Below are 22,500 nucleotides of genomic sequence, written 5' to 3'. Positions count from 1 at the left end.
AGAGTTGTGGCACCACCTGAATCCATTCCGAACTCAGAAGTGAAACGCAATATCGCCGATGGTAGTGTGGGGTCTCCCCATGTGAGAGTAGGTCATTTCCAGGCGCCAAATTAGTGAGAAAGCCCGCTACGATGTAGCGGGCTTTTTTACGTCTATAATTTATACAAAGTCTGCCTTTTATAGATAAACGTCTATCCAAGGAATTGCACTTTACTATCCTTTACTGCCATCCCCTCTAAACATTCAACACGTACTCAAAACACCTTGCTTTCAGCTCCATATGTTCGCTAGGCGAACTGAGGGCGATCATATGCTTCGTATAATTGACTCTTCGCATAAGCATTTAGGTCGTAGAACATTTACAGTTAATTTTTATCGATTGAATATCAGATATTGTCTTAATTTCTGTTATTCCTGAGTCATAAAGGCTTTATGATGTCTGTAGGTCGGTGTGTTTAACAGAAGGTGCGCGTGAAACAATTGGATTTTAATTTACTTAGAGTGTTAGAGGTGTTGCTTGAAGAGCAAAGCGTAACTGCGGCCGCATCCCGTTTGCATTTAAGTCAGTCCGCTGTGAGTAAACAACTCAATAAGTTAAGAGATACCTTCGATGATCAATTGTTTGAACGCACCGCATATGGCCTTAAAGCAACCCCGAGGGCGTTAGAACTCGCTCCAGAATTAAGAGCTGTATTACAGAAGCTAGATCAATTTACTCGACCAAGTACTTTTGAACCAGCTGAAAGTCAGCGCCGATTTCGAATGCATGTTGTTGAAACAGCTTACTCGCTAAGTTATCCGCACTTTATGCCTAAACTTCTGAAAGATGCCCCATTAGTTAGTGTTAATAGTCAGACTTGGTCCCATGACAGTATGGATAAGTTACTGCGTTGTGAAATCGATATGGGGATCATTTGCCGTGAGTGGGATAACCGTTCTTTGTTGCATATGAAGAATTTACCCGAGGAGTTGGGTTATGCTGAACTGATCCGCGACTACCCTGTTTGCCTAGTAAGGCGCAATCATCCGTTATTAAAAGAGACTTGGGATCTGGACACTTTTCTTAAATATCGTCATTTACAGGTAGCTTTTGGTGGGTTAGAGCATTGGTTGCTAGATGATGTACTTAAGCTGCAGCATTTACAGCGCGATATTGCTGTGAATATGACTGACTTTAATAGTGCGTTAGACTTATGTGGCCATAGCGACCTTATTTTATGCGCGCCACGTAAGTATGTGATGAAGATGATTGCTGACTATGATTTGGTTTGTCTTGATGTGCCAGTAAAGGTTGAACCAGGCGCTTATGTATTGGTGTGGCACAAGCACTTTAATTTAGACCCTAGCCATAGCTGGCTTAGAAATTTGATTATTAATGGGGTTCAACCTCTCTCGGAAGTAGAGTTATTAAATAGCTTTTAGAAAAGCATCAATTACAGGCTCTTGTTGGCGCTTTACTTTACAGCAACAGCCTAGCTCAAAGGGAGGGATATCGATTGGGGAGGTCAGTAATTGAATTCTATCTCTTACCGGACTGTTGTTGATCACCACTTCTGGAGTAATGCTGACACCACACCCAAGCGCAACCATTGATGCGATCGCTTCTTGCCCTGAGACTTGTGCATAAATATTAGGGATTAACCCTAATGACTTAAACCAGCTATCAACTCGTTTCCTTCCTGGGCCATGTTCGGGCACGATAAAAGGTAATCTATCCCAGGGAATATAAGATTCGGTTAACAGCTCTTGTACCTGACACCTGAAAGTTGGTGCAATAATGGATAATGGTACGTCATCTATTTTGGCAAAGTACAGACTATCTGGGAACGGATCCGGTAATGCGGCAATCGCAATATCGGCGCGATTATTAATGACTTCATTAACGGCATTTGCGGCATCGCCAGTTGTTAGGGCGATCTCTACCAAAGGATGTTCACGCCTAAACCTGTCTAATAATGCTGGCAGATGGCTATAGGCTGCAGTTACTGAGCAATAAATATTTAGCTTACCTCTTAATACATTTTGCTTAGGATCGATTTTAGTTCTTAGTTTGCCCCACTCATTCAACGTTAGCTCTGCAAAATGGCGATACTCTACGCCGGCATTAGTTAAGGTTACGCTGCGATTATCACGTTGAAATAACTGCACACCTACTTCATCTTCAAGCCGCTGCATTGCGCGGCTTAGCGTTGATGGGCTGACATGCATAGCTTGCGCAGTTCTAGCAAAGTGCAAACTGTCTGCAAGATGAAGATAAAGTTTGATGGTACGAATATCCAAGATACTTCTCCGCAGCTAGGTCTGAATAGATGTTATGTTGCAATAAATGCAATATGAAGTTTCGAATATATCATTTTAAGCAATGAATGGCATGCGCTATAGTGATTTCAATCACAGAGTGGCTCGGTAAGAGTCATCCCGTTTAAATGTCCAGAATCAAGGTGGTATATCAGATGGCTAACTATTTTAACTCGTTGAATTTGCGTCAACAATTAGAGCAGCTGGCACAATGCCGCTTTATGGACCGCAGTGAATTTAGTGACGGCTGCAATTTTATTAAAGGCTGGAACATCGTCATTCTTGGTTGTGGAGCACAAGGCTTAAACCAAGGCTTGAATATGCGAGACTCAGGTCTAAATATCTCTTTTGCATTACGTGAACAGGCGATTGCCGAAAAGCGTGATTCTTATCAAAAGGCGACGGGTAATGGCTTTCGTGTCGGTACTATTGAACAGCTTATTCCTGATGCAGATCTAGTACTTAACTTAACTCCCGACAAGCAACATACAAATGCCGTTAACACAGTTATGCCGTTAATGAAGCAAGGTGCAACCCTGTCTTATTCTCATGGTTTTAATATCGTTGAAGAGGGTATGCAAGTACGCCCAGATATCACGGTAATCATGGTGGCACCTAAGTGTCCGGGTACTGAAGTACGTGAAGAATATAAGCGTGGCTTTGGTGTACCAACATTGATTGCGGTTCACCCTGAGAATGATCCTAAAGGCGAAGGTTTTGATATTGCGAAAGCTTATGCAAGTGCAACCGGTGGTGATCGCGCGGGTGTATTGCACTCATCGTTTATTGCTGAAGTTAAATCCGACTTAATGGGCGAGCAAACCATTCTATGTGGCATGCTGCAAACGGGTGCAATCCTAGGTTATGAGAAGATGGTTGCCGATGGTGTAGAGCCGGGTTATGCAGCTAAGCTGATCCAGCAAGGCTGGGAGACCACCACTGAAGCACTTAAACATGGCGGCATCACTCACATGATGGACCGTCTATCAAACCCAGCCAAGATCAAAGCTTATGATATGGCTGAAGAGCTTAAAGTTATTCTTAAGCCATTGTTTGAAAAGCATATGGACGACATCATCGGCGGAGAGTTTTCTAAAACCATGATGGAAGATTGGGCTAACGATGACGCTAATCTGCTTAAGTGGCGCAGTGAGACCAATGATACTGGCTTTGAGAATGCGCCAAGCTGTGATGAACACATTGATGAGCAAGCGTATTTCGATAAAGGTATTTTCTTAGTGGCGATGATTAAAGCTGGTGTTGAGCTTGCGTTCGATACTATGGTTGCCGCAGGGATTATTGAAGAATCTGCTTACTATGAGTCACTACATGAAACGCCGCTTATAGCAAACACCATTGCTCGCAAACGTTTATATGAGATGAATGTGGTTATCTCTGATACTGCTGAATATGGCTGTTACCTGTTTAACCATGCTGCGCTGCCATTGCTAAGTGACTATGTGAAAAATATGTCTGCTGAGTATCTTGGTGCTGGCCTACAAGATAGTGGCAATGGTGTAGATAATGTGCGCCTGATTGAAGTAAACGCAGCCATTCGCGGCACAGCAGTTGAAGAAATTGGTGCTGAGCTACGCGGATATATGACCGAAATGAAGCGTATTGTTGAAGAAAGTTAATTATTTTTTGTCAGGAGTTGATAGAGAAATTAGCTATCGCTCCTGACAGGTTTAATGAACTTAGAGATAAAAATCATTTTTGATAAAACATTAACGATTAACAACTTAATGACTGTAAATCGGTTAGGCAGAGCATGATGATGTTCATGATTAGAGCTAATAACGCCTTTAGCTCAACATGATTATTTTTGATGTGTAAAAGTTTTTTATTGTGTTTTTTGTAGGCTTTGTGGTACTTCTTAATGGTCGCGTTTTAAACGACATCGAATTTAAGCAAAGAATCTGATTAGGATACAAGTCGAATATGCTCAACCACGCTGCCCAGCTGATTATTGTGATTATTACCGTCGTGATTATTAAATCACAGCGGGGGCTGCGCATATCGAATCGACATACCTAACTTAGGTTAAAGATTGCAAAAACCCCCGCTCCGAAAGGAACGGGGGTTTTTTCGTTTAAGGGGTATACCAAATAAATTATGTATTTAAGCCCTTAAAAAATCTGTTAATTGTAGTGGAGCGCTGATAGATGGAACAAGGGCAAAAAGGAGCAGCACAAATGGAACAAGGTCAAATGATACGAGGTGCTGATGCGGTTATTAAAGCGCTTGCTGCCCACGGGGTTACAACCGTATTTGGTTACCCTGGTGGTGCCATCATGCCTATTTATGATGCGCTATACGGTAGCCCTGTTGAACACTTACTGAGTCGACATGAGCAAGGCGCGGCCTTTGCGGCTGTAGGATACGCACGAGCTAGCGGCAAAACCGGCGTTTGCTTTGCTACATCAGGCCCCGGTGCAACCAACCTAGTGACATCACTTGCGGATGCGCTACTCGACTCTGTTCCTGTCGTTGCCATTACTGGCCAAGTTTCTACAGCGGTTATTGGCACTGATGCGTTTCAAGAGATCGACGTTCTAGGGATGTCGTTATCCTGCACTAAGCACAGCTTTATGGTGAGTCATGTTGATGAGCTCGTGCCGACGCTTTACAAAGCATTTGAAATCGCCGCATCTGGCCGTCCGGGTCCAGTATTAGTGGACATTCCTAAAGATGTGCAAATTGCCATGCTGGAATATAAAACCCCACTACAAGCAATTAACAGTGAGCCTGAACATACCAGTGAGCAGTTAAATAATGCGCGGGCTCTTATCGAGCAGGCTAAGCAACCAATGCTATATGTTGGTGGTGGCGTAGGTATGGCAAGTGCTGTTGAACAACTTAGAGATTTCATCAAGGTTACCGGGATTCCATCGGTTGCCACACTAAAAGGCCTAGGTTCTATCACTATTGATACTCCTGGTTACTTGGGCATGTTGGGTATGCATGGCTCAAAGGCGGCAAACCTTGCGGTACAAGAGTGTGATTTATTGATTGTTGTTGGCGCTCGGTTCGATGACCGCGTAACGGGGCGTTTAGCTAGTTTTGCTGAAAATGCCAAAGTTATTCACCTTGATATCGATGCGGCCGAGCTTGGCAAATTACGTTTACCTGAAGTGGCTATCGCTGGTGATTTACGTCAGATATTACCGGCGCTTAGCCAGAATATGGGTCAGCAGTTTGCTGCTTGGCAAGCAAAAGTCGAGCATATGAAGCAAGAGCATCAATGGCGTTACGATCGACCGGGTGAACTGATTTATGCTCCTGCTATGCTTAACCGTCTGGCGCAAAAGCTACCTAAAAACAGTGTTGTCGCTTGTGATGTTGGTCAGCATCAAATGTGGGTTGCCCAGCATATGTTTTTTAATCGCCCTGAAGATCATCTTTCAAGCGCAGGTCTCGGCACTATGGGCTTTGGCTTACCCGCAGCCATTGGCGCTAAAGTGGCACGCCCTGATGCAGCGGTAGTAACCGTATCGGGCGACGGCTCTTTTATGATGAATGTACAAGAGCTTACCACCATTAAGCGCAAGCGCTTGCCAGTAAAAATCCTGCTTATCGACAACCAAAAGCTTGGCATGGTCAAGCAGTGGCAGCAGCTGTTTTTTGAAGAGCGCTACAGCGAAACCGACCTTTCAGATAACCCTGATTTTGTAAAAATGGCCTCGGCGTTTGAGATCCCAGGACGCAATATTTTTAAGGCCTGCGAGGTTGAAGCTGGCTTAGATGAAATGCTCAATAGCGAAGGGCCTTTCTTGCTGCATGTATCGATTGATGATGCCCACAATGTATGGCCGTTAGTGCCGCCGGGAGCCTCAAACCAAGACATGATGGAAGAGATGGATAAGCAAACTTAATTGGTATTGGTTTAAGCCCATTACGGCATGACTGACTTGAAACAAGTATTAAAGCTAAAGCATTAAAACAACAGTATTGAAGCAAGATGGAGAGCAGGGATATGAACAATTACTCATTAGCGTTAAACGTGCAGCAAAGACCAGAAGTGCTAGAGCGTGTTTTGCGCGTTGCTCGTCATCGGGGTTTTAAAGTCGCTAACTTAAGTATGCAGCTTAACAGTAATAACAGTACCAGCATTGATATGTTGGTAGAGAGTGAGCGTGAGATAGGCTTACTGACTAATCAAATAAATAAGCTGATTGATGTGATTGACTGCCGTGTATTAGTCAGTGATCCAAGTGCAGCATTAGCAAAACAGAAAGGGTGAGAAGATGGCCGCTAAAACAGCAGAATTAATTTGGTTCAATGGTGAAATGATGCCTTGGGGTGATGCTAAGGTTCATGTTATGTCTCACGCACTGCATTATGGTACGTCGGTGTTTGAAGGTATTCGAGTTTACGACACGCCAAATGGCCCAGCTGGATTTAGACTAACTGAGCATGTGCAGCGTTTATTTGATTCAGCCAAAATCTATCGTATGCCAATCCCTTATAGTTTTGATGGCGTGATGCAAGCTTGTCGTGACGCGGTACTAGGTAATGGCTTAAGTAGTGCTTATATCCGCCCGCTAGCTTTTTATGGTGATGTCGGCATGGGTATTACCCCGCCAAAAGATGCTGAGTGTGACTTGATGGTTGCTGCTTTTCCTTGGGGAGCTTACTTAGGTGAAGACAGTATGGATGCAGGTGTTGATGTGGCGGTAACGTCATGGAATCGCTTAGCGCCCAATACGATTCCGACTGGCGCAAAAGCGGGCGGTAATTACCTTTCTTCATTGCAAATTTCTACCGAAGCTAAGCGCAACGGTTTCGATGAAGGTATTGCGCTTGATACTAACGGCCTTGTTAGCGAAGCGGCTGGCGCTAATATATTTGTGATTAAAAAGAACAAAATCTACACACCGCCAGCTACTGCCGCTATTCTGATGGGGTTAACGCGAGACACCATTATTACCTTGGCGCGAGACCAAGGTTATGAAGTGGTTGAAGAGCCAATGTCACGTGAGTTTCTTTACCTTGCCGATGAGATCTTTATGACCGGCACAGCGGCTGAAATCGTGCCGGTGCGCAGTGTCGACAGAATTGAAGTCGGTAGCGGTAAGCGTGGTGAGATCACCAAACAAATTCAGCAAAGTTTCTTTGGTTTATTTAACGGAGAAACCCAAGATAAATGGGGCTGGTTAGAGGTGTTATAACATCCATAAGCTCCGATTAATTATCTAACGATACACACAGAAAACAAATTGAAGTGGCTTAACTCGGTTGGGTTAAGTAATAAAGAATCAGCATAAATGGGTCAAAGAGTGACCCATTTGATATCAAGGATAAAGCAATGCCAAAACTACGTTCAGCAACCAGTACCGAAGGCCGTAATATGGCAGGCGCGCGCGCATTATGGCGTGCAACAGGCGTTAAGGATAACGATTTTGGTAAGCCAATTATTGCCATTTCAAACTCGTTTACTCAGTTTGTTCCGGGGCATGTGCATCTTAAAGACATGGGCTCATTAGTTGCTGGTGCAATTGAAGAAGCCGGCGGTATCGCTAAAGAGTTTAATACTATTGCAGTGGATGACGGCATAGCAATGGGACATGGCGGTATGCTTTACAGCTTACCGTCACGTGAACTGATTGCCGACAGTGTTGAGTACATGGTCAACGCTCACTGCGCCGATGCTTTAGTGTGTATTTCTAACTGCGACAAGATCACTCCCGGCATGCTAATGGCATCGCTACGACTGAATATTCCGGTGATTTTTGTCTCTGGTGGCCCGATGGAAGCGGGTAAAACTAAGCTGTCAGATAAACTGATTAAGCTAGATCTGGTTGATGCTATGGTTGCTGGTGCTGATGAGCGCGTATCAGATGAAGACAGTGAAAAGATTGAGCGTAGTGCCTGTCCAACATGTGGTTCATGCTCAGGCATGTTTACTGCTAACTCAATGAACTGCCTAACCGAAGCACTAGGTTTATCATTGCCGGGCAACGGCTCAATGCTGGCAACTCACGCTGATCGCCGTGAACTTTTCTTAGAGGCTGGTCGCCGCATTATGGATCTAGCGACGCGTTATTATCGCGATGATGACGAGTCTGCATTACCACGTAATATCGCTAACTTTGATGCTTTTGAAAATGCGATGACACTTGATATCGCCATGGGCGGTTCTAGTAATACAGTGCTGCATTTACTTGCGGCAGCGCAAGAAGCTGAAGTGGATTTCACTATGGCGGATATCGATCGTTTATCTCGCCTTGTACCGCACCTTTGTAAAGTCGCGCCTGCAACGCCCAAATATCATATGGAAGATGTGCATCGTGCTGGCGGGGTGATGGGTATTTTAGGCGAACTAGATCGAGCAGGCTTACTGCATAATAACGCTTATCATGTCGCGGGTAAAAATCTTGCTGAAGTATTGGCTAAATACGACATTGCCCAAAGTGATGACGCTGCGGTGCATAAGTTCTTCTCTGCTGGCCCTGCTGGTATTCCGACCACTAAAGCCTTTAGCCAAGATTGCCGTTGGGACAGCGTTGATGATGACCGTAAAGAGGGCTGTATTCGTAGTCGTGAATTCGCCTTTAGCCAAGAAGGCGGCTTAGCTGTGTTAGCGGGTAATGTTGCTGTTGATGGTTGTATCGTCAAGACTGCAGGCGTTGAAGTGGAAAATCACACTTTTATTGGCAGCGCTCGAGTGTATGAAAGCCAAGATGATGCCGTTGCTGGCATTTTAGGTGGCGAAGTGGTTGAGGGCGATGTGGTAGTGATCCGCTATGAAGGCCCGAAAGGTGGCCCGGGTATGCAAGAGATGTTGTATCCCACTAGCTATTTAAAATCACGTGGATTAGGCACTAAGTGTGCACTTATTACTGATGGCCGTTTCTCTGGTGGTACATCGGGTTTATCTATTGGCCATGTTTCACCAGAAGCTGCTGCTGGTGGCACTATTGGCTTAGTGCAAAATGGTGATCGTATTGAGATTGATATTCCTGCGCGCTCTATCAAATTGGCGATTAGCGATGTTGAGCTAGCTGCGCGCCGCACAGCAATGGAAGCACTTGGCAAAGATGCCTGGAAACCGCTTGGGCGCGAGAGACAAGTATCGCTAGCGCTTAGAGCTTATGCGCTTTTAGCAACTAGTGCTGATAAAGGCGCAGTGCGCGATACCAGTAAATTGGTGTAATGGATTTAACGGGTTTAAGAGGTAGTTTATGTTGGCTTTAGCATCACAATCGCAACTGGATTTAGCCCACTATTATTTGCAAAAAATTTTACTGTCGTCGGTTTACGATGTCGCTAAAGTCACGCCGCTTTCGAGTATGAATAAACTGTCAGCACGTTTAGGTTGTCAGGTGTTTTTAAAGCGTGAAGACATGCAACCAGTGCACTCTTTTAAGCTGCGTGGCGCTTACAATAAGATTGCAGAGCTGAATGTTGACGAGTGCGCTTGCGGCGTTGTGTGTGCATCTGCTGGTAACCATGCCCAAGGGGTGGCTATGTCGGCGTCGGCTCGCGGCATTAGTGCAGTGATTGTTATGCCTGAAACTACCCCCGACATTAAGGTCGATGCGGTTAGGCGTTTAGGTGGTGAAGTGGTGCTGCACGGGCAAGCATTTGATCAAGCCAATGATCATGCTCAAAGTTTGGCTCGCGATGAAGGGCGCGTATATGTGGCGCCATTTGATGATGAGGCGGTTATCGCCGGCCAAGGCACGGTTGCACAGGAGATGCTACAACAGCAACGAGATCTTGAAGTGGTATTTGTGCCTGTTGGCGGTGGTGGCTTGATTGCAGGTGTTGCTGCTTATTACAAAGCCGTGATGCCACAAGTTAAAATCATCGGTGTAGAGCCTGAAGACTCAGCCTGTTTGAAAGCGGCCCTTGATGCCGATGAACGGGTGGTGTTGCCGCAAGTGGGTTTGTTTGCTGATGGCGTGGCGGTTAAGCAAATAGGTGCAGAGCCATTTAGACTTGCGCGTGAATATGTCGATGATGTTATTACTGTCACCTCCGATGAAATTTGTGCGTCGGTGAAAGATATTTTTGAAGATACCCGCGCCATTGCAGAACCTTCTGGTGCGCTGGCGTTAGCTGGGCTGAAAAAGTATATCGGCACTAACGGCAAAGGTGAAAAGCTTGGCGCGATTTTAAGTGGTGCTAATGTTAATTTTCACAGCTTACGTTATGTGTCTGAACGCTGTGAATTAGGCGAGCAAAAAGAAGCTATTTTGGCAGTGAAAGTGCCAGAGCGTCCGGGAATATTTCTGCGCTTTTGTGAACTGCTAGAGCAACGAGCAATGACTGAGTTTAACTACCGCTTTAGTAGTCGTGATAAAGCAGTGGTGTTCGCCGGTATTCGATTGTCGAATGGCCAACAAGAATTAGATGAGATTATTGCCAAGCTCGAGTCTGAAGGGTTTGGGGTGCAGGATTTATCGAATGATGAAACCGCCAAGCTGCATGTTCGCTATATGGTCGGCGGTCAACCGCCAGAGCCGATAGAAGAACGCTTGTTTAGTTTTGAGTTTCCAGAACATCCGGGGGCGCTGTTTAAGTTTTTGACCACATTGCAGAGTAAGTGGAATATCAGTTTATTCCATTATCGTAATCATGGTGCGGCTTACGGCAGAGTGTTGGCAGGCTTTGAAGTACCTGCAAGCGATAGCTTACCGTTTCAGCAATTTTTAACTGAATTAGGTTTTGTATATCAAGAGGAAACTCAAAGTCCGGCTTATCAACTGTTTTTGGATAATCGCGATTGATAGCGTTTGCTAGAGTGTTGAAGGCAACCTTATATTAGGTTGCCTTTTTTGTATTAACTATGAGATCTAATGAGTTGATAAAGTAAAAGCTTTTTCTGTAGTATGGTTGCTAAGTCGCTTTTTTAAGCGCTCAGCGAATAATTCTGATAGAGATAGAACAATAATAATATTCCACTAAAGACTGACTACACGTAGGGGCTTAACGGTATTTTCGTTATAGCAGTATGGCATCAGTCAAACCTTAACCTTATTAAATCGCCAAGTTTTAGAGGAAGAATCATGTTACCCGCACCTTTTATTGAGCCATTTTCACCACCGCGTCGTATTTTAATGGGGCCGGGACCATCAGATGTGTACCCTGAAGTATTAGCCGCCCAATCTAAGCCGACAATCGGTCATTTAGACCCGTTATTTGTGGGTATGATGGATGAGCTTAAGTCGCTTATTCAATACGCTTTTCAAACCACTAATGAGATGACATTAGCGGTGTCTGCGCCGGGCAGTGCAGGCATGGAAACCTGTTTTGTTAATTTGGTTGAGCCCGGTGAAAAAGTCATTGTGTGCCGCAACGGGGTGTTTGGTGAACGTATGCGCCAAAACGTTGAGCGGGTTGGCGGTATTGCGGTTGTGGTTGATAATGAATGGGGCGAGGCGGTAGACGCTGATCTTGTTGCGAGTGCATTGGTTGCCAATCCTGATGCAAAATTCTTGGCATTTGTTCATGCCGAAACCTCAACAGGTGCATTATCTGATGCTAAAGCGCTTTGCGCCTTAGCTAAGCAACACGATTGTTTATCTATTGTCGATGCGGTGACTTCATTAGGCGGCGTAGAACTCAGAGTAGATGAGTGGGGCATCGACGCAATTTATTCAGGTAGTCAAAAGTGTTTGTCTTGCGTGCCGGGTTTGTCTCCGGTGTCATTCTCACCAGCTGCGGTTGAGAAGCTAAAAGCACGTCAAACACCGGTGCAGAGCTGGTTTTTAGATCAAACGTTAGTGATGGGTTACTGGGATGCATCGAGCGATGGCAAGCGCAGTTATCACCATACTGCACCTGTAAATGCGCTTTATGCCTTACATGAATCTCTACGTTTATTAGCTGCTGAAGGGCTAGAGCTTGCTTGGCAGCGCCATGCTGATATGCACCAAGTATTGCGTCATGGGTTGCAGCGCCTAGGGCTACGTTTTGTGGTGACCGAGGCCGACCGTTTACCTCAGCTAAATGCAGTGTATATTCCAGAAGGGATTGACGATGCCAAGATCCGTAAACAACTGCTAGAGAACTATAATCTTGAAATAGGTGCCGGCCTTGGCGCACTGGCAGGCAAAGCTTGGCGTATTGGCTTGATGGGTTACGGTGCTCGTCGTGAAAATGTTGCCTTATGCTTGAAAGCACTGGAAGAAGTGTTGGCTTAGCTAGCTCGGCATGAGCTGCTAAATGTTAGTTGTTCATTGGAAAATAAAAAAGTCCGCTCAGTTGAGCGGACTTTTTTAGTTAAAATAGCTGCTTATACCAATTAGTATTAGAAAGTGTAATCAACTTTTACCCAAGCAGTGCGGCCAGGTTCATTAACTTGAAATGTTGGTTCGCTTCCCGGAATATCGTTACCGGCACCTGAACGGCTAATGTGCTCGGCATAGGTAATATCAAATAGGTTCTCAACGCCAAAGCTAACCAGTAAGGCATCGTTGTGCTTCCAACTCGCATTGAATGACAGCGTACCAAAGCCGCTGCTTTCTGCTAAGTCTTGGCCTGAAATATTGCCCTCACCAATAGCTACGCGATCTTGAGCCGCCACCAGACGCCAAAGTAAACCCGCTGCCCATTGGTTGTATTGATAATCTAAGGTAATACGTCCCTCAAGCGGTGGAATTTGCCCTAGCGGTGTGCCTGCAGTGTCGTTATCGCCATGGCTATAGCTAACGCTTGTTTGCGTTGAGAAGTGCTCAGTAAGTGGAATGGTTGCGGCGATTTCACCGCCATAAACTGTCGCATCAATGTTGTAAGCACTGGTTTTATCTGTGTTGGCATCAATTAAGATGTAATCGCGAATTTCACCGTAAAACAGTGAGGTAGAGATAGCGATATCCGCTTCATAGATCCAACCGATATCAAGCTGAGTGGTTTTCTCTGGTGCTAAATCAAAAGCTTTCTGGCTTGGATTATTCACATCAGCTTTCATGATTTCCCAATAATCTGGGATACGTTGCGCGTGGCCGATACCTGCGTAGTATTGGCTGTTACCTGACGTTAACTCATAGCGACCGTAACCACTGAACAAGTCATCGTTTCGCTCGCCTTGTTGGCCAACCATAAGCTCTGTTTTCCAGTGATCATAACGTGCGCCGGCAAGTAATTGCCCGTGGGATAATTCATAAGTAGATTCGACAAATAAGCCGCTAGTTTGGTAGCGCATATTGTCTTTGAACGGCTTGTTGAGCAGATCGTCGAGACCGTTATCTATAGCTGGGTTAATGCTGCGGCCATCATGTGTGCTGTCCATGTGGTCAACACCAGCGGTTAATGTCCAGTCGCTGGCCAAAGTAAAGCCGAGCCATAAATGCCCACCTTGGGTGGCGCGTCTAACGTTAGTGCCTGAATTTACCCCTTGGTCAAACTGATCCATTATATGGTCGTTTTTATTGCTATAGGCTTGCAGCTCAATACTGTTTAGCCAATCACTTTCAAACTCATGCTGCAGTAAAAAGGTATAGTTTTCATTGCTAATTTCGCGGGCTTTATTGGCGCGGTCGGCATATTCTGCTTCACCTGAAGAACTACCATAAGCTAGCTCTAAAACCGTCTGTTCAGTAGGGGTCCAACCTAGCGCAAAGTTGTAGTTAGAGCGGTCGTAGCTTGATTGCACCTTGTTGCCGTCACCATCTTTGTAATGGTCGCTAGAGGATTGGTTTACATCCATATCGAAGTAGTGTTTTTCGTCACCCGCTTTGAGCTCAACTAAATAATCGGTACGGCCAAAGCTGCCAGCGGTCATGCTGGCGCGACCATCGAGTCCCGCCTCATCAAAGCTATGACGGTCTTTTTCAAATAGCACAGTACCAGCGCTGCCGACCGGGCCGTACTTAACGGTTTGTGGCCCCTTAATCACGGTAATGTTGTCGTAGGCTTCTGGATAAATATAGGCTGTTGGTGGATCCATACGTCCGCCACAAGTTCCCGCAACGTGTTGACCATCATCAACAATGCTTAAACGCGAACCGCCTAAACCACGCAAGCTAGGATCGCCACCGGCGCCGCCTTTACGGCCAATACTAAAACCTGGAATGGTCTTTAAAAATCCAGCGCCATCGTAAGCGGGTAAAGGCAAACGCGGCTTTTTAGGATCTGTGTAGGTTTTGGTAGGATCTTTCATTAGCTCACCAGTGACGACAATGCGCTCAACAGATTGCGATTTATTTTCGTCAGTGGCTGAATCGTTTGCTAAACACGGCAAGGAGATTAATCCTAGGGTGACGAAAGGAATCGTCAAAATAGTTTTCTTGTTCATCATGGTATCACTGTCGTTATTTATTTTTTGCCCGTTGTACAGGGCTTTATAAAGATGACAAACCAATTTGTCCCAAGGTGCGACAAAGGGTCACAGGTGGGTGTGACTCGCTTCACTATTTATGCTCACAGCGACTCGTTTCGATGACATGAAAAAGGGACGATCAATTCGTCCCTTTTGGCTAAAAAAACTTGTTGTTAGAACACTTATTATTTAAGCATCGCCTAGCTAATTAGCTGCACAATAATCATGATGATTAAAAGTGGACAGATGTACTTCACATACCAAGGCCATACCTTCCAGAATAGGCTGTTAGTGTTAGCACCTTCTTGCTGACTAATCGTTGTGATTAACTGGTTTCTGTTCCAAACCCAGCCTAAGAAAATAGCAATTCCTAGTGCGATTAGTGGTTGTGCACGCTCAGTGGTTAAGGTGATCATAAAGCCGAATAGACTATCGAAATTAAACACCACAATTATAGATAGCGCTGCGATTAAGCTGCCTACAAGCAAGGTGGCTTTGTCGCGGCTTAAGTTAGTTTTCTCAACTAAGTAGCTGGTGGGCACCTCAACAATTGAGATTGCAGAAGTTAAACCAGCAATAGTCATTAAGATAAAGAACACAATCGCTAATAGGTATTGGCTCACACCGCCAATGGTATCGAATAGTGCAGGTAGTACAGTAAACACTAAGGTATCAGAGTTAAGTAAGCTGCCATCTTCTGCAAAAATTTGTACGCCGTTATGCTGCGCCACATACATGGCTGGGATCACCATTAATGCTGCTAAAAATGCCACAGATGTATCGGTTAAGGTCACGTAGGCGGTTAGCTTAGCTAGGTCCTCTTTTTGGCTTAAATACGCGCCATAAACCATCATGGCTGCGGTACCAATAGTTAGCGAGAAGAAGGTCTGCCCTAGTGCGCCAATTAATACATCGGCATCAAATACCCGTGAAAAATCAGGTACCAGTAATACCTCTAAACCTTGCATTGCCCCGGGTTGAGTTAAAATATAAACCACGCCAGCGACTAAGATCAGCAATAGCATAGGCATTAAACGTTTCGACCAACGCTCGATACCTTTTTGCACGCCTTGGCGGATCACTAAAATTACCATAGCGATAAAGATTAGGGTAAACACTAGATTACGTGACAAGCTAAAGTCCATTAACCAATTCGCCGCTTGTGTTTGGCCACTGATCTCGGCAATTGGCGCAATAGCAAAACTAACAAACCAACCAGATAAAATACTGTAGAAAGTACAGATCAATGTGGCGGTAATGATAGAAATAAAGCCAATAGCCTTACCAATTTTCTTGCTTAGCGGCGTGTTGGCGACTTTAGCCATGGCATCTGCAGGGTTGGTTTGGCCGTGGCGACCAATCATTAATTCGGCCATTAACATTGGGTAGCCGAGTACTAAGATCAGAAACAGATAAACCAGCAAGAAAGCGCCGCCACCATGAGTTGCAGCTTGAGTTGGGAAACCCCAAATATTACCGACACCAACAGCAGAGCCTGCGGCGGCCATGATAAAGCCTATTTTTGAGCTAAAGTGCCCTTGTTTTACTGTACTCATTTGAGCTCTCTTTCTGACTATCTTGATCAACTAAGAGCGCGCATATTAGTGGTTTAAAACGCTAGGTCAACGCTTTAAAATTCTACTTAAATTAACTTTAAAGCTATGTTTTATCGTTAACCTGCTTGGTGATGCATTAAATATTCTTTAAATTGATTATTGTTAGTGTTTTTCTGCGTTACGCCGGTTTTGTAAGTTGCTGTGCGCAATAAAATCATTATGGCTTTAAAGACAAAAATGCGAGCGAATGCACAAATTATAGTCGTAAAGAGTTACAACGGCTGGGATAGCGGCAGGTTCTGCCGCTGAGCATACTTAGATTGAGATTTATACTTTGAGGCCATTTACAGGGGGAGTGGAATACTGGTTTGACTTTTAACCTGTTTAAGCACAAAGCTTGAGCGTACCCCAGCAATATGATCATTGGTAGTGAGTTTATCGAGTAAAAACACCTTGAAGTGTTTCATATCGCTCACTAGCACTTTAATTTGGTAATCAGCATCGCTACCAGTGAGTAAGCTACACTCTTGCACTTCATCGTAACTGCTAATTTTTTCTTCAAAGGCATCAAGGATCTCGGTTGAGTGTTTCTCTAGGCGGATCTGAATGTAAGCGGTGAGGGCAAGATTAAAATGTTCAGCGCTAAGCAGGGTAGCGTAACCGGTAATATAACCAGATTCTTCCAGTGATTTTACCCTTCTTGAACAAGGAGATGGAGACAGCCCTACTTTTTCTGCTAATTCTTGATTGGACAATTTACCATGCTGCTGCATTAGTTTAAGGATGTGCAGGTCAATTTTGTCTAATTGCAATTCAGCCATCAATGGGCCTCGCTTGTTATTTATTTTATGGCAGGCAGAATACCGGAAATCAAGCTAAGCGCAAGTCAGTCTGCGCCTAGGCTTCGCTCTAGCTTAACGTCTGCTGGTGGCCTCGATTGTTTTGCTAAAAACCTCAGACCATTTCGCGTAAGCAAACTGGCTAATATAAATACTTAGTGCTGCGATTGCGCCGCCTATTGCTGTTGATGCTAGCACATCTTGTGGCCAATGCATTCCTAGTAGCATCCGGCTAAACCCCATTACAAGGGCCCAGCTAAACAACAACACTGGTAGAGCAATATTGCCAGCTAACAGCAAATAGAAGCTAACCACTAAAGCCAGAGTTACTGCAAATAGGGTGTGCCCCGACGGAAACGCATAACCCACTTCATGTTGCCAATGACCTTTAATCGCATCGCTAAGTTTTAGATCTGGGCGAGCAATATCAAGTTGGTTGATAGCAATACCAATAATCTGCCTTTTTTCTGTTTTGTTGTGTTGATAAAAATCAGCAGTATTAAGTAAGTATTCTTGCTCTAGCAAAGCTGCATTAGGGCGAGGTTCGGCAAAGTGCGGTTTGAGAAAATGGTTAAGGCTTAATGTGGCTGCCATGCTAATTGAAACGGCTAAAACCAATTTAAGAAACAGGGCGTTACTCATACTGCGGTAGCAAACAGCCAGAATGACTAAGCCAGTGATAATACCATAAGGGGCTGTGCCAGTACTTGTGAGCCAATAAAGCGCCGTGGATAGCCAGGAGTCGAGAGCTATGCTGGGAAACAAACTGTTATTTGTAAGGTAAATCGTGGCGGGAAATATGATTAATACCGCCCAAGCAATGATAGAAATGGCTTTGCTGTGTTGAGGCGTTAATGGATTACGGTTATTAATGTCTAGGTTATTCAAAAAAGCCTCGGCGTGTTTGGGACAAATTAAAATGGCTATGAAGAGCCTAGCGGTCAAAGCTGCTGCATTCTAGCCCCTGCGCATGAAGCATAAATTAATCTTATTTCATCGAATACTTAACTGGATGAAAGGCTTTAGTCATTTTGCAGGTCTACTGCAAAAAATAGGAGCCTTACATGCCAAAAATAATAAACCCATTATCTGTTATTAGTAGTCTAGTAGTTGCACGAGTTTTACTCGCCAGCTTTTTGCTACTGACTGCTATGCCGCGATTTAGTGCCGCAGATGCCAGTTATTTTAATAAGCAGTTACTCGAGGTCGGCTTGCCTGTACTGCCTTGGTTGGCACCGTTATTAGGCTTGGTGCAACTACTGGTAGCAGCCGCGCTTATTGCGCCACAAAAGCGCGTTTCGAAAGTGCTGCTTTACCTCTACGCAGGGTTAGCGACAGTGCCTTTGCTGATGATGTTTACTCATCCTGTTTGGCTCGATAGTTTAGGCGGATTTCCGGCTATCGGTGCTGGGCAAGGATTGATTAAGTACCTAGGGATTGTTGGTTTAGCCTTGTTTATTAGTTCATTTTACAGCGGTAACAAAATGATTAACGAGCTTGCTGCCAAGCTAATGTTAGCCGGAATATTGCTAGTGATGTTATGGATTGGCGGTATGAAGTTCACCCAATATGAGGCTGATGGCATTGAAGGCTTGATGCGCACTAGTCCGCTATTTAGTTGGATTTACGACGTGTTTAGCGTATTACACGGCTCTTACTTTATCGGTGTTGTAGAGCTGATAGCGGTTATAGGTATCGCGTTATTACCTTGGTCTAAAAAAGCTTATCTTGTGGGGCTAGCTATTGCGGCACTGACTTTTGCCGCTACACAAACATTTGTGATTACGCTGCCAGCTTATGAAACGAGTCAGGGTTTTGCAATGCTAACGGGTAGCGGTCAGTTTATTGTTAAAGATCTCGCTTTGCTGGCATGTAGCATCATTTTGGCTGCTAGAGTATTTGAGAGTAGTTTTTGCGGGGATTGTTAACGACTGGGCTACAATAGTATAAATACTAAAAGAGCAGCTAATACACTCAGTATTAGCTGCTCTTTTTTATGAAACGTAACAACTGATTTAAATTAGTCTGCTGCGTTTAACTTAGCTTCAAGCGCATCGACTTGCGCTTGTAATGCTTCTAATTTTTCACGTGTTTTGATTAAAACATGTTGCTGCACTTCAAACTCTTCGCGAGATACTACATCTAACTTTTGTAGCTGATTTTGCAATACTTGCTTGCTACGCTCTTCGAATTCGCCTGCGAATTGCTTTAATCCACTAGGAAGGTTTTCGCTTAATTGCTTAGCGACTTCTTCAATTTTTTTCGGGTTAATCATTGTCTGTATCCGCTCAAGTGCATAATGCTGTGTATGTTTTGATTGTACCTTAGGCTATCAGTATTGCCAAAATAATCGCCATTGGTATAAAGCAAAATTAGATAAGTAACACCCCAATAAAAAGCCTGCATTACTGCAGGCTTTTGCTTTGGTTTACAAGTTAAGCGTGGGAAGCTTTGTTCTCTTGCGTATTTAATGTTTCATCAAATACAGGAAGAGGTTCATGTTTTTCTGCCAAGTAGGTGTAAATTACTGGTAGAACGAACAGGGTAAATACGGTACCAATTGCTAGACCCGATACAATCACTAGGCCGATATTAAAGCGTGCAACGGCACCTGCACCTGACGCAAATAGCAGTGGAATTAGACCAGCTATCATTGCCGCAGTGGTCATTAAGATTGGACGTAATCGAATCGTCGCAGCGTGCTTAATAGCGTCCATTTTGCTCAAGGCATTATGTAGCTGCTCCTCTTTAGCCACTTCGCACATCAGGATTCCGTGCTTAGTGATAAGGCCTACCAAGGTAATTAAGCCAACCTGGGTGTAGATGTTCATCGACGATAAGCCAAATACATGGGTCCAGCCCAAGGCAACCAAAGCACCACTGATAGCGAGTGGTACTGACACCAAGATAACCAAAGGATCTTTAAGGCTTTCAAACTGACTTGCCAGTACCAAGAAGATAATTGCTAACGCTAGTGCGAAGGTTGCGTATAGCGCTGAGCCTTCAGTAACGTATTGACGTGCTTCACCTAAGAAGTCATAGCTGTAGCCTTTTGGTAGCTCGTTATCACCAATGTTTTTCAAAAATGCGATAGCGTCACCAATGGCAACACCTGGGGCTGCAACACCACCAACGGTAATCGCATTCATCTGGTTGAAGTGAGGCAATGAGCGTGGCTCAGAGATGATCTCTACATCAACAAGACTAGACAATGGAATAGAGCGACCATCAGCTGCTGTTAGGTAATAGCCCGCTAGTGCTTCTGGATTGGCGCGCAGTTTACGCTCAACTTGTGGGATCACCTCATAGGAGCGACCGTCTAAGTTGATACGGTTGACGTAGCCATCGCTCATCATGGTGGTAAGTGTCAGACCGATATCTTGCATGGTGATGCCGTATGCACCGGCAACGTCACGCTTAATATGGATCTTCATCGAACCTGAGTCGAACTTTAAGTTTACTTCTGAGTATACAAACAGCGGACTTTGCTGCACTTTTTCTAGTACGCCAGAACCAATTTGGAACAAGCTCTCAAATGAACTTGAGCTAGTGATAACAAACTGGATAGGTAGACCACTTGAAGCGCCCGGTAGCTCGGGCATTTGGAAGGTAGTTACAGCCATGCCTGGTACGTTTTTCACTTCTTTACCAAAGAACTCCTGCATCTGCTTTTGGCTCTTGTCGCGTTCGCTCCAAGGCACGAGTGGCGCAATACCAAAAGCTTGGTTAGCGTTAGGCACACCAACAAAGGCCAATGAAGCTGCAGCTTCTGGCTGAGCGCTGATCATGTCGGTGACTAATGTCATATTAGCTTGCACATAATCTAGGTTAGCGCTCGATGGTGCCGTCCCCATCATCATTACCACGCTCTTATCTTCATTCGGTGCCAGCTCTGAGGGAATAAAGCTAAATAAGATAGGTAAAGAAGCAAATACGATAAACGCAAAAGCAATCACTACAGGACGCTTATCGAGTACCGCAGTAAGCATGCGATTGTAGCGGCTAGTTAACCCTTCTAAGAAGTTTTCAACGCCGCGCTCAAAACGGTTCGGCTCTGAATGTGCTTTAAGGATTTTTGAGCACATCATAGGTGATAGGGTTAGTGCCACAATACCTGAGATAAACACTGCACCCGCAAGGGTTAAGGCGAACTCTTTAAACAATGAACCTGTGATACCACCCATTAGTGCGATTGGTGCATATACCGCTGCCAGTGTGATGGTCATTGAAATGACCGGAACAGCAATTTCACGGGTACCAATAATAGCTGCTCTAAATGGCGTCTCACCTAGTTTGATATGTCTGTCGACGTTCTCTACTACTACGATGGCGTCATCCACCACCAGACCAATAGCAAGCACCATTGCCAGCAGCGTCATCAGGTTTAGAGTAAAACCGAACATCTGCATGATAACGGCAACACCAACAAGCGACAGTGGAATGGTGACAATCGGAATAATCACTGCTCGGAACGAACCTAAGAACAGGGTAATAACCACAATAACGATTAACGCTGCTTCGCCAATGGTCTTGATTACTTCGTTAATTGATTCATCAATCGCCAGTGATGAGTCATAAAGCACGCGCGCCTTCATTGAGATTGGTAAGTTACGCTCAATTTGCGGCATCATGGCTCTTGCGTCAGCAGCAACGACAAGTGGGTTAGCAGTTGGAGTTACATCTAGGCCAACCACGACAGCCTCTTGGCCATCAGCTAGAGCGCGGTATACATCGTGGCTCTTTTCTAAGTTAACTGTTGCTATATCGCCAAGACGGATCACTAAGCCATTTTTACTGCCAATCACTAACTTTTTGAGCTCTGCAACGGTTGCCACTTGAGTATCAGCGGTGCCGTTTAACAGGGTAAAAGTGTTGTTAGTTTGCCCTACGGCTGATTGATAGTTGTTGGCCTGAAGCACGTTCATTACATCAGTGGCAGATAGATTAAACGCACCCATGCGAGCCGGATCTAACCATATACGCATGGCGTATTTAATGCCGCCGTAGAGGTTAACTTTGGCAACACCATCGATAGTGAATAACTCAGGCTTAACCACACGTTCTAGGTAGTCGGTGATCTGGCTCGAGTTAATTTGATCACTATAAAACGATATATAAAGTGCAGAAGTTTGTGCGCCGGTAGACATCTCAACAGTGGGATCTTCAGCCTCTTTTGGTAGCTGTGATCGCACTGAGTTCACCTTGGCCAGAATATCAGCCAAAGCGCCGTTGGGATCGGTATTAAGCTTCATATACACAGAGATTTTAGAGCTACCCAAAAAGCTGTCTGACGTCATAAAGTCAACGTTGTCAGCTTGGGCTAGGGCTTGCTCTAAAGGTTGAGTAATAAAGCCTTGAATTAAGTTTGAATCAGCACCGTAGTAGCTGGTGGTTACCGTTACTACTGTATTGGTCATTTCAGGATATTCGCGTACTTGCATGCTTTTAAGTGCATAAAAGCCTAGTAGCAAAATCAGAAAGCTGATTGAGGCGGCAAGTACCGGCCTGCGGATAAATATATCAGTAAAGCGCATTGGCT

The 22,500-nt window shown here is 44.8% G+C and carries 16 protein-coding genes and 1 rRNA gene; 10 read left to right on the top strand and 7 right to left on the bottom strand.

Annotation, left to right across the window (positions count from 1 at the left end; all coding sequences use genetic code 11):
- Nucleotides 1-104: ribosomal RNA gene (gene rrf, locus L2740_RS20755) — 5S ribosomal RNA — on the top strand; the annotation flags it as partial.
- A gap of 367 nt (nt 105-471) precedes the next feature.
- The gene (locus L2740_RS20750; RefSeq protein ID WP_248951941.1) at nt 472-1,422 is read left to right on the top strand and encodes a LysR family transcriptional regulator; all 951 of its coding nucleotides are present in this window, start codon (nt 472-474) and stop codon (nt 1,420-1,422) included.
- Here L2740_RS20750 and ilvY read toward each other — a convergent pair.
- The gene (gene ilvY, locus L2740_RS20745; RefSeq protein ID WP_248951940.1) at nt 1,408-2,280 is read right to left on the bottom strand and encodes an HTH-type transcriptional activator IlvY; all 873 of its coding nucleotides are present in this window, start codon (nt 2,278-2,280) and stop codon (nt 1,408-1,410) included. The two genes, L2740_RS20750 and ilvY, sit on opposite strands and share 15 nt — an antisense overlap.
- 173 nt (nt 2,281-2,453) lie before the next feature.
- On the opposite strand from ilvY, the gene ilvC reads away from it, so the two are divergent.
- The 7 genes from ilvC (at nt 2,454) to L2740_RS20710 (ending at nt 12,449) form a co-directional block, all read left to right on the top strand.
- The gene (gene ilvC / locus L2740_RS20740; RefSeq protein WP_248951939.1) at nt 2,454-3,935 is read left to right on the top strand and encodes a ketol-acid reductoisomerase; all 1,482 of its coding nucleotides are present in this window, start codon (nt 2,454-2,456) and stop codon (nt 3,933-3,935) included.
- Nucleotides 3,936-4,493: 558 nt separating this feature from the next.
- On the top strand, nt 4,494-6,173 hold the full coding sequence (ilvG, locus tag L2740_RS20735; RefSeq protein WP_248951938.1) for an acetolactate synthase 2 catalytic subunit: 1,680 nt from the start codon (nt 4,494-4,496) through the stop codon (nt 6,171-6,173).
- 101 nt (nt 6,174-6,274) lie between these two features.
- The gene (ilvM, locus tag L2740_RS20730; protein ID WP_248951937.1) at nt 6,275-6,541 is read left to right on the top strand and encodes an acetolactate synthase 2 small subunit; all 267 of its coding nucleotides are present in this window, start codon (nt 6,275-6,277) and stop codon (nt 6,539-6,541) included.
- Nucleotides 6,542-6,545: 4 nt separating this feature from the next.
- Nucleotides 6,546-7,469, top strand: coding sequence for a branched-chain amino acid transaminase (locus L2740_RS20725; protein WP_248951936.1), 924 nt, complete (start codon nt 6,546-6,548; stop codon nt 7,467-7,469).
- 137 nt (nt 7,470-7,606) lie between these two features.
- The gene (gene ilvD, locus L2740_RS20720) at nt 7,607-9,454 is read left to right on the top strand and encodes a dihydroxy-acid dehydratase (RefSeq protein ID WP_248951935.1); all 1,848 of its coding nucleotides are present in this window, start codon (nt 7,607-7,609) and stop codon (nt 9,452-9,454) included.
- 28 nt (nt 9,455-9,482) lie between these two features.
- Complete coding sequence (ilvA, locus tag L2740_RS20715; RefSeq protein ID WP_248951934.1) at nt 9,483-11,033, top strand: threonine ammonia-lyase, biosynthetic; 1,551 nt, start codon at nt 9,483-9,485, stop codon at nt 11,031-11,033.
- Between the two features lie 279 nt (nt 11,034-11,312).
- Nucleotides 11,313-12,449: a pyridoxal-phosphate-dependent aminotransferase family protein gene (locus L2740_RS20710; protein WP_248951933.1), complete on the top strand. Its 1,137-nt coding sequence runs from the start codon at nt 11,313-11,315 to the stop codon at nt 12,447-12,449.
- 107 nt (nt 12,450-12,556) lie between these two features.
- Here the strand turns inward: L2740_RS20710 and L2740_RS20705 are convergent, their stop codons facing one another.
- The 4 genes from L2740_RS20705 to L2740_RS20690 all read right to left on the bottom strand — a co-directional run bounded on the left by L2740_RS20705 (nt 12,557) and on the right by L2740_RS20690 (nt 17,849).
- The gene (locus tag L2740_RS20705) at nt 12,557-14,542 is read right to left on the bottom strand and encodes a TonB-dependent copper receptor (protein WP_420833551.1); all 1,986 of its coding nucleotides are present in this window, start codon (nt 14,540-14,542) and stop codon (nt 12,557-12,559) included.
- Nucleotides 14,543-14,766: 224 nt separating this feature from the next.
- A complete protein-coding gene (locus L2740_RS20700; protein WP_248951931.1) occupies nt 14,767-16,122 on the bottom strand; it encodes a sodium-dependent transporter in 1,356 nt (451 codons plus the stop codon).
- 344 nt (nt 16,123-16,466) lie between these two features.
- Entirely contained in the window at nt 16,467-16,943 is a 477-nt protein-coding gene (locus L2740_RS20695; RefSeq protein WP_248951930.1) for an Lrp/AsnC family transcriptional regulator, read from the bottom strand.
- Nucleotides 16,944-17,036: 93 nt separating this feature from the next.
- Nucleotides 17,037-17,849 carry a phosphatase PAP2 family protein gene (locus tag L2740_RS20690; RefSeq protein WP_248951929.1) on the bottom strand — a complete coding sequence of 271 codons (813 nt, stop codon included), beginning with the start codon at nt 17,847-17,849 and terminating at the stop codon, nt 17,037-17,039.
- A gap of 176 nt (nt 17,850-18,025) precedes the next feature.
- On the opposite strand from L2740_RS20690, the gene L2740_RS20685 reads away from it, so the two are divergent.
- On the top strand, nt 18,026-18,889 hold the full coding sequence (locus tag L2740_RS20685; RefSeq protein WP_248951928.1) for a DUF417 family protein: 864 nt from the start codon (nt 18,026-18,028) through the stop codon (nt 18,887-18,889).
- A gap of 92 nt (nt 18,890-18,981) precedes the next feature.
- Here the strand turns inward: L2740_RS20685 and ubiK are convergent, their stop codons facing one another.
- Both ubiK and L2740_RS20675 read right to left on the bottom strand, forming a co-directional pair.
- The gene (gene ubiK, locus L2740_RS20680; protein ID WP_202286714.1) at nt 18,982-19,236 is read right to left on the bottom strand and encodes a ubiquinone biosynthesis accessory factor UbiK; all 255 of its coding nucleotides are present in this window, start codon (nt 19,234-19,236) and stop codon (nt 18,982-18,984) included.
- Nucleotides 19,237-19,396: 160 nt separating this feature from the next.
- The gene (locus L2740_RS20675; protein ID WP_248951927.1) at nt 19,397-22,495 is read right to left on the bottom strand and encodes a multidrug efflux RND transporter permease subunit; all 3,099 of its coding nucleotides are present in this window, start codon (nt 22,493-22,495) and stop codon (nt 19,397-19,399) included.
- Nucleotides 22,496-22,500: the final 5 nt, after the last annotated feature.

This window comes from Shewanella pneumatophori (assembly GCF_023283895.1).
Classification (GTDB): domain Bacteria; phylum Pseudomonadota; class Gammaproteobacteria; order Enterobacterales; family Shewanellaceae; genus Shewanella; species Shewanella pneumatophori.
Note: the sequence above shows the minus strand (reverse complement) of the source record. Positions and strands in the feature narration are given on the sequence as shown.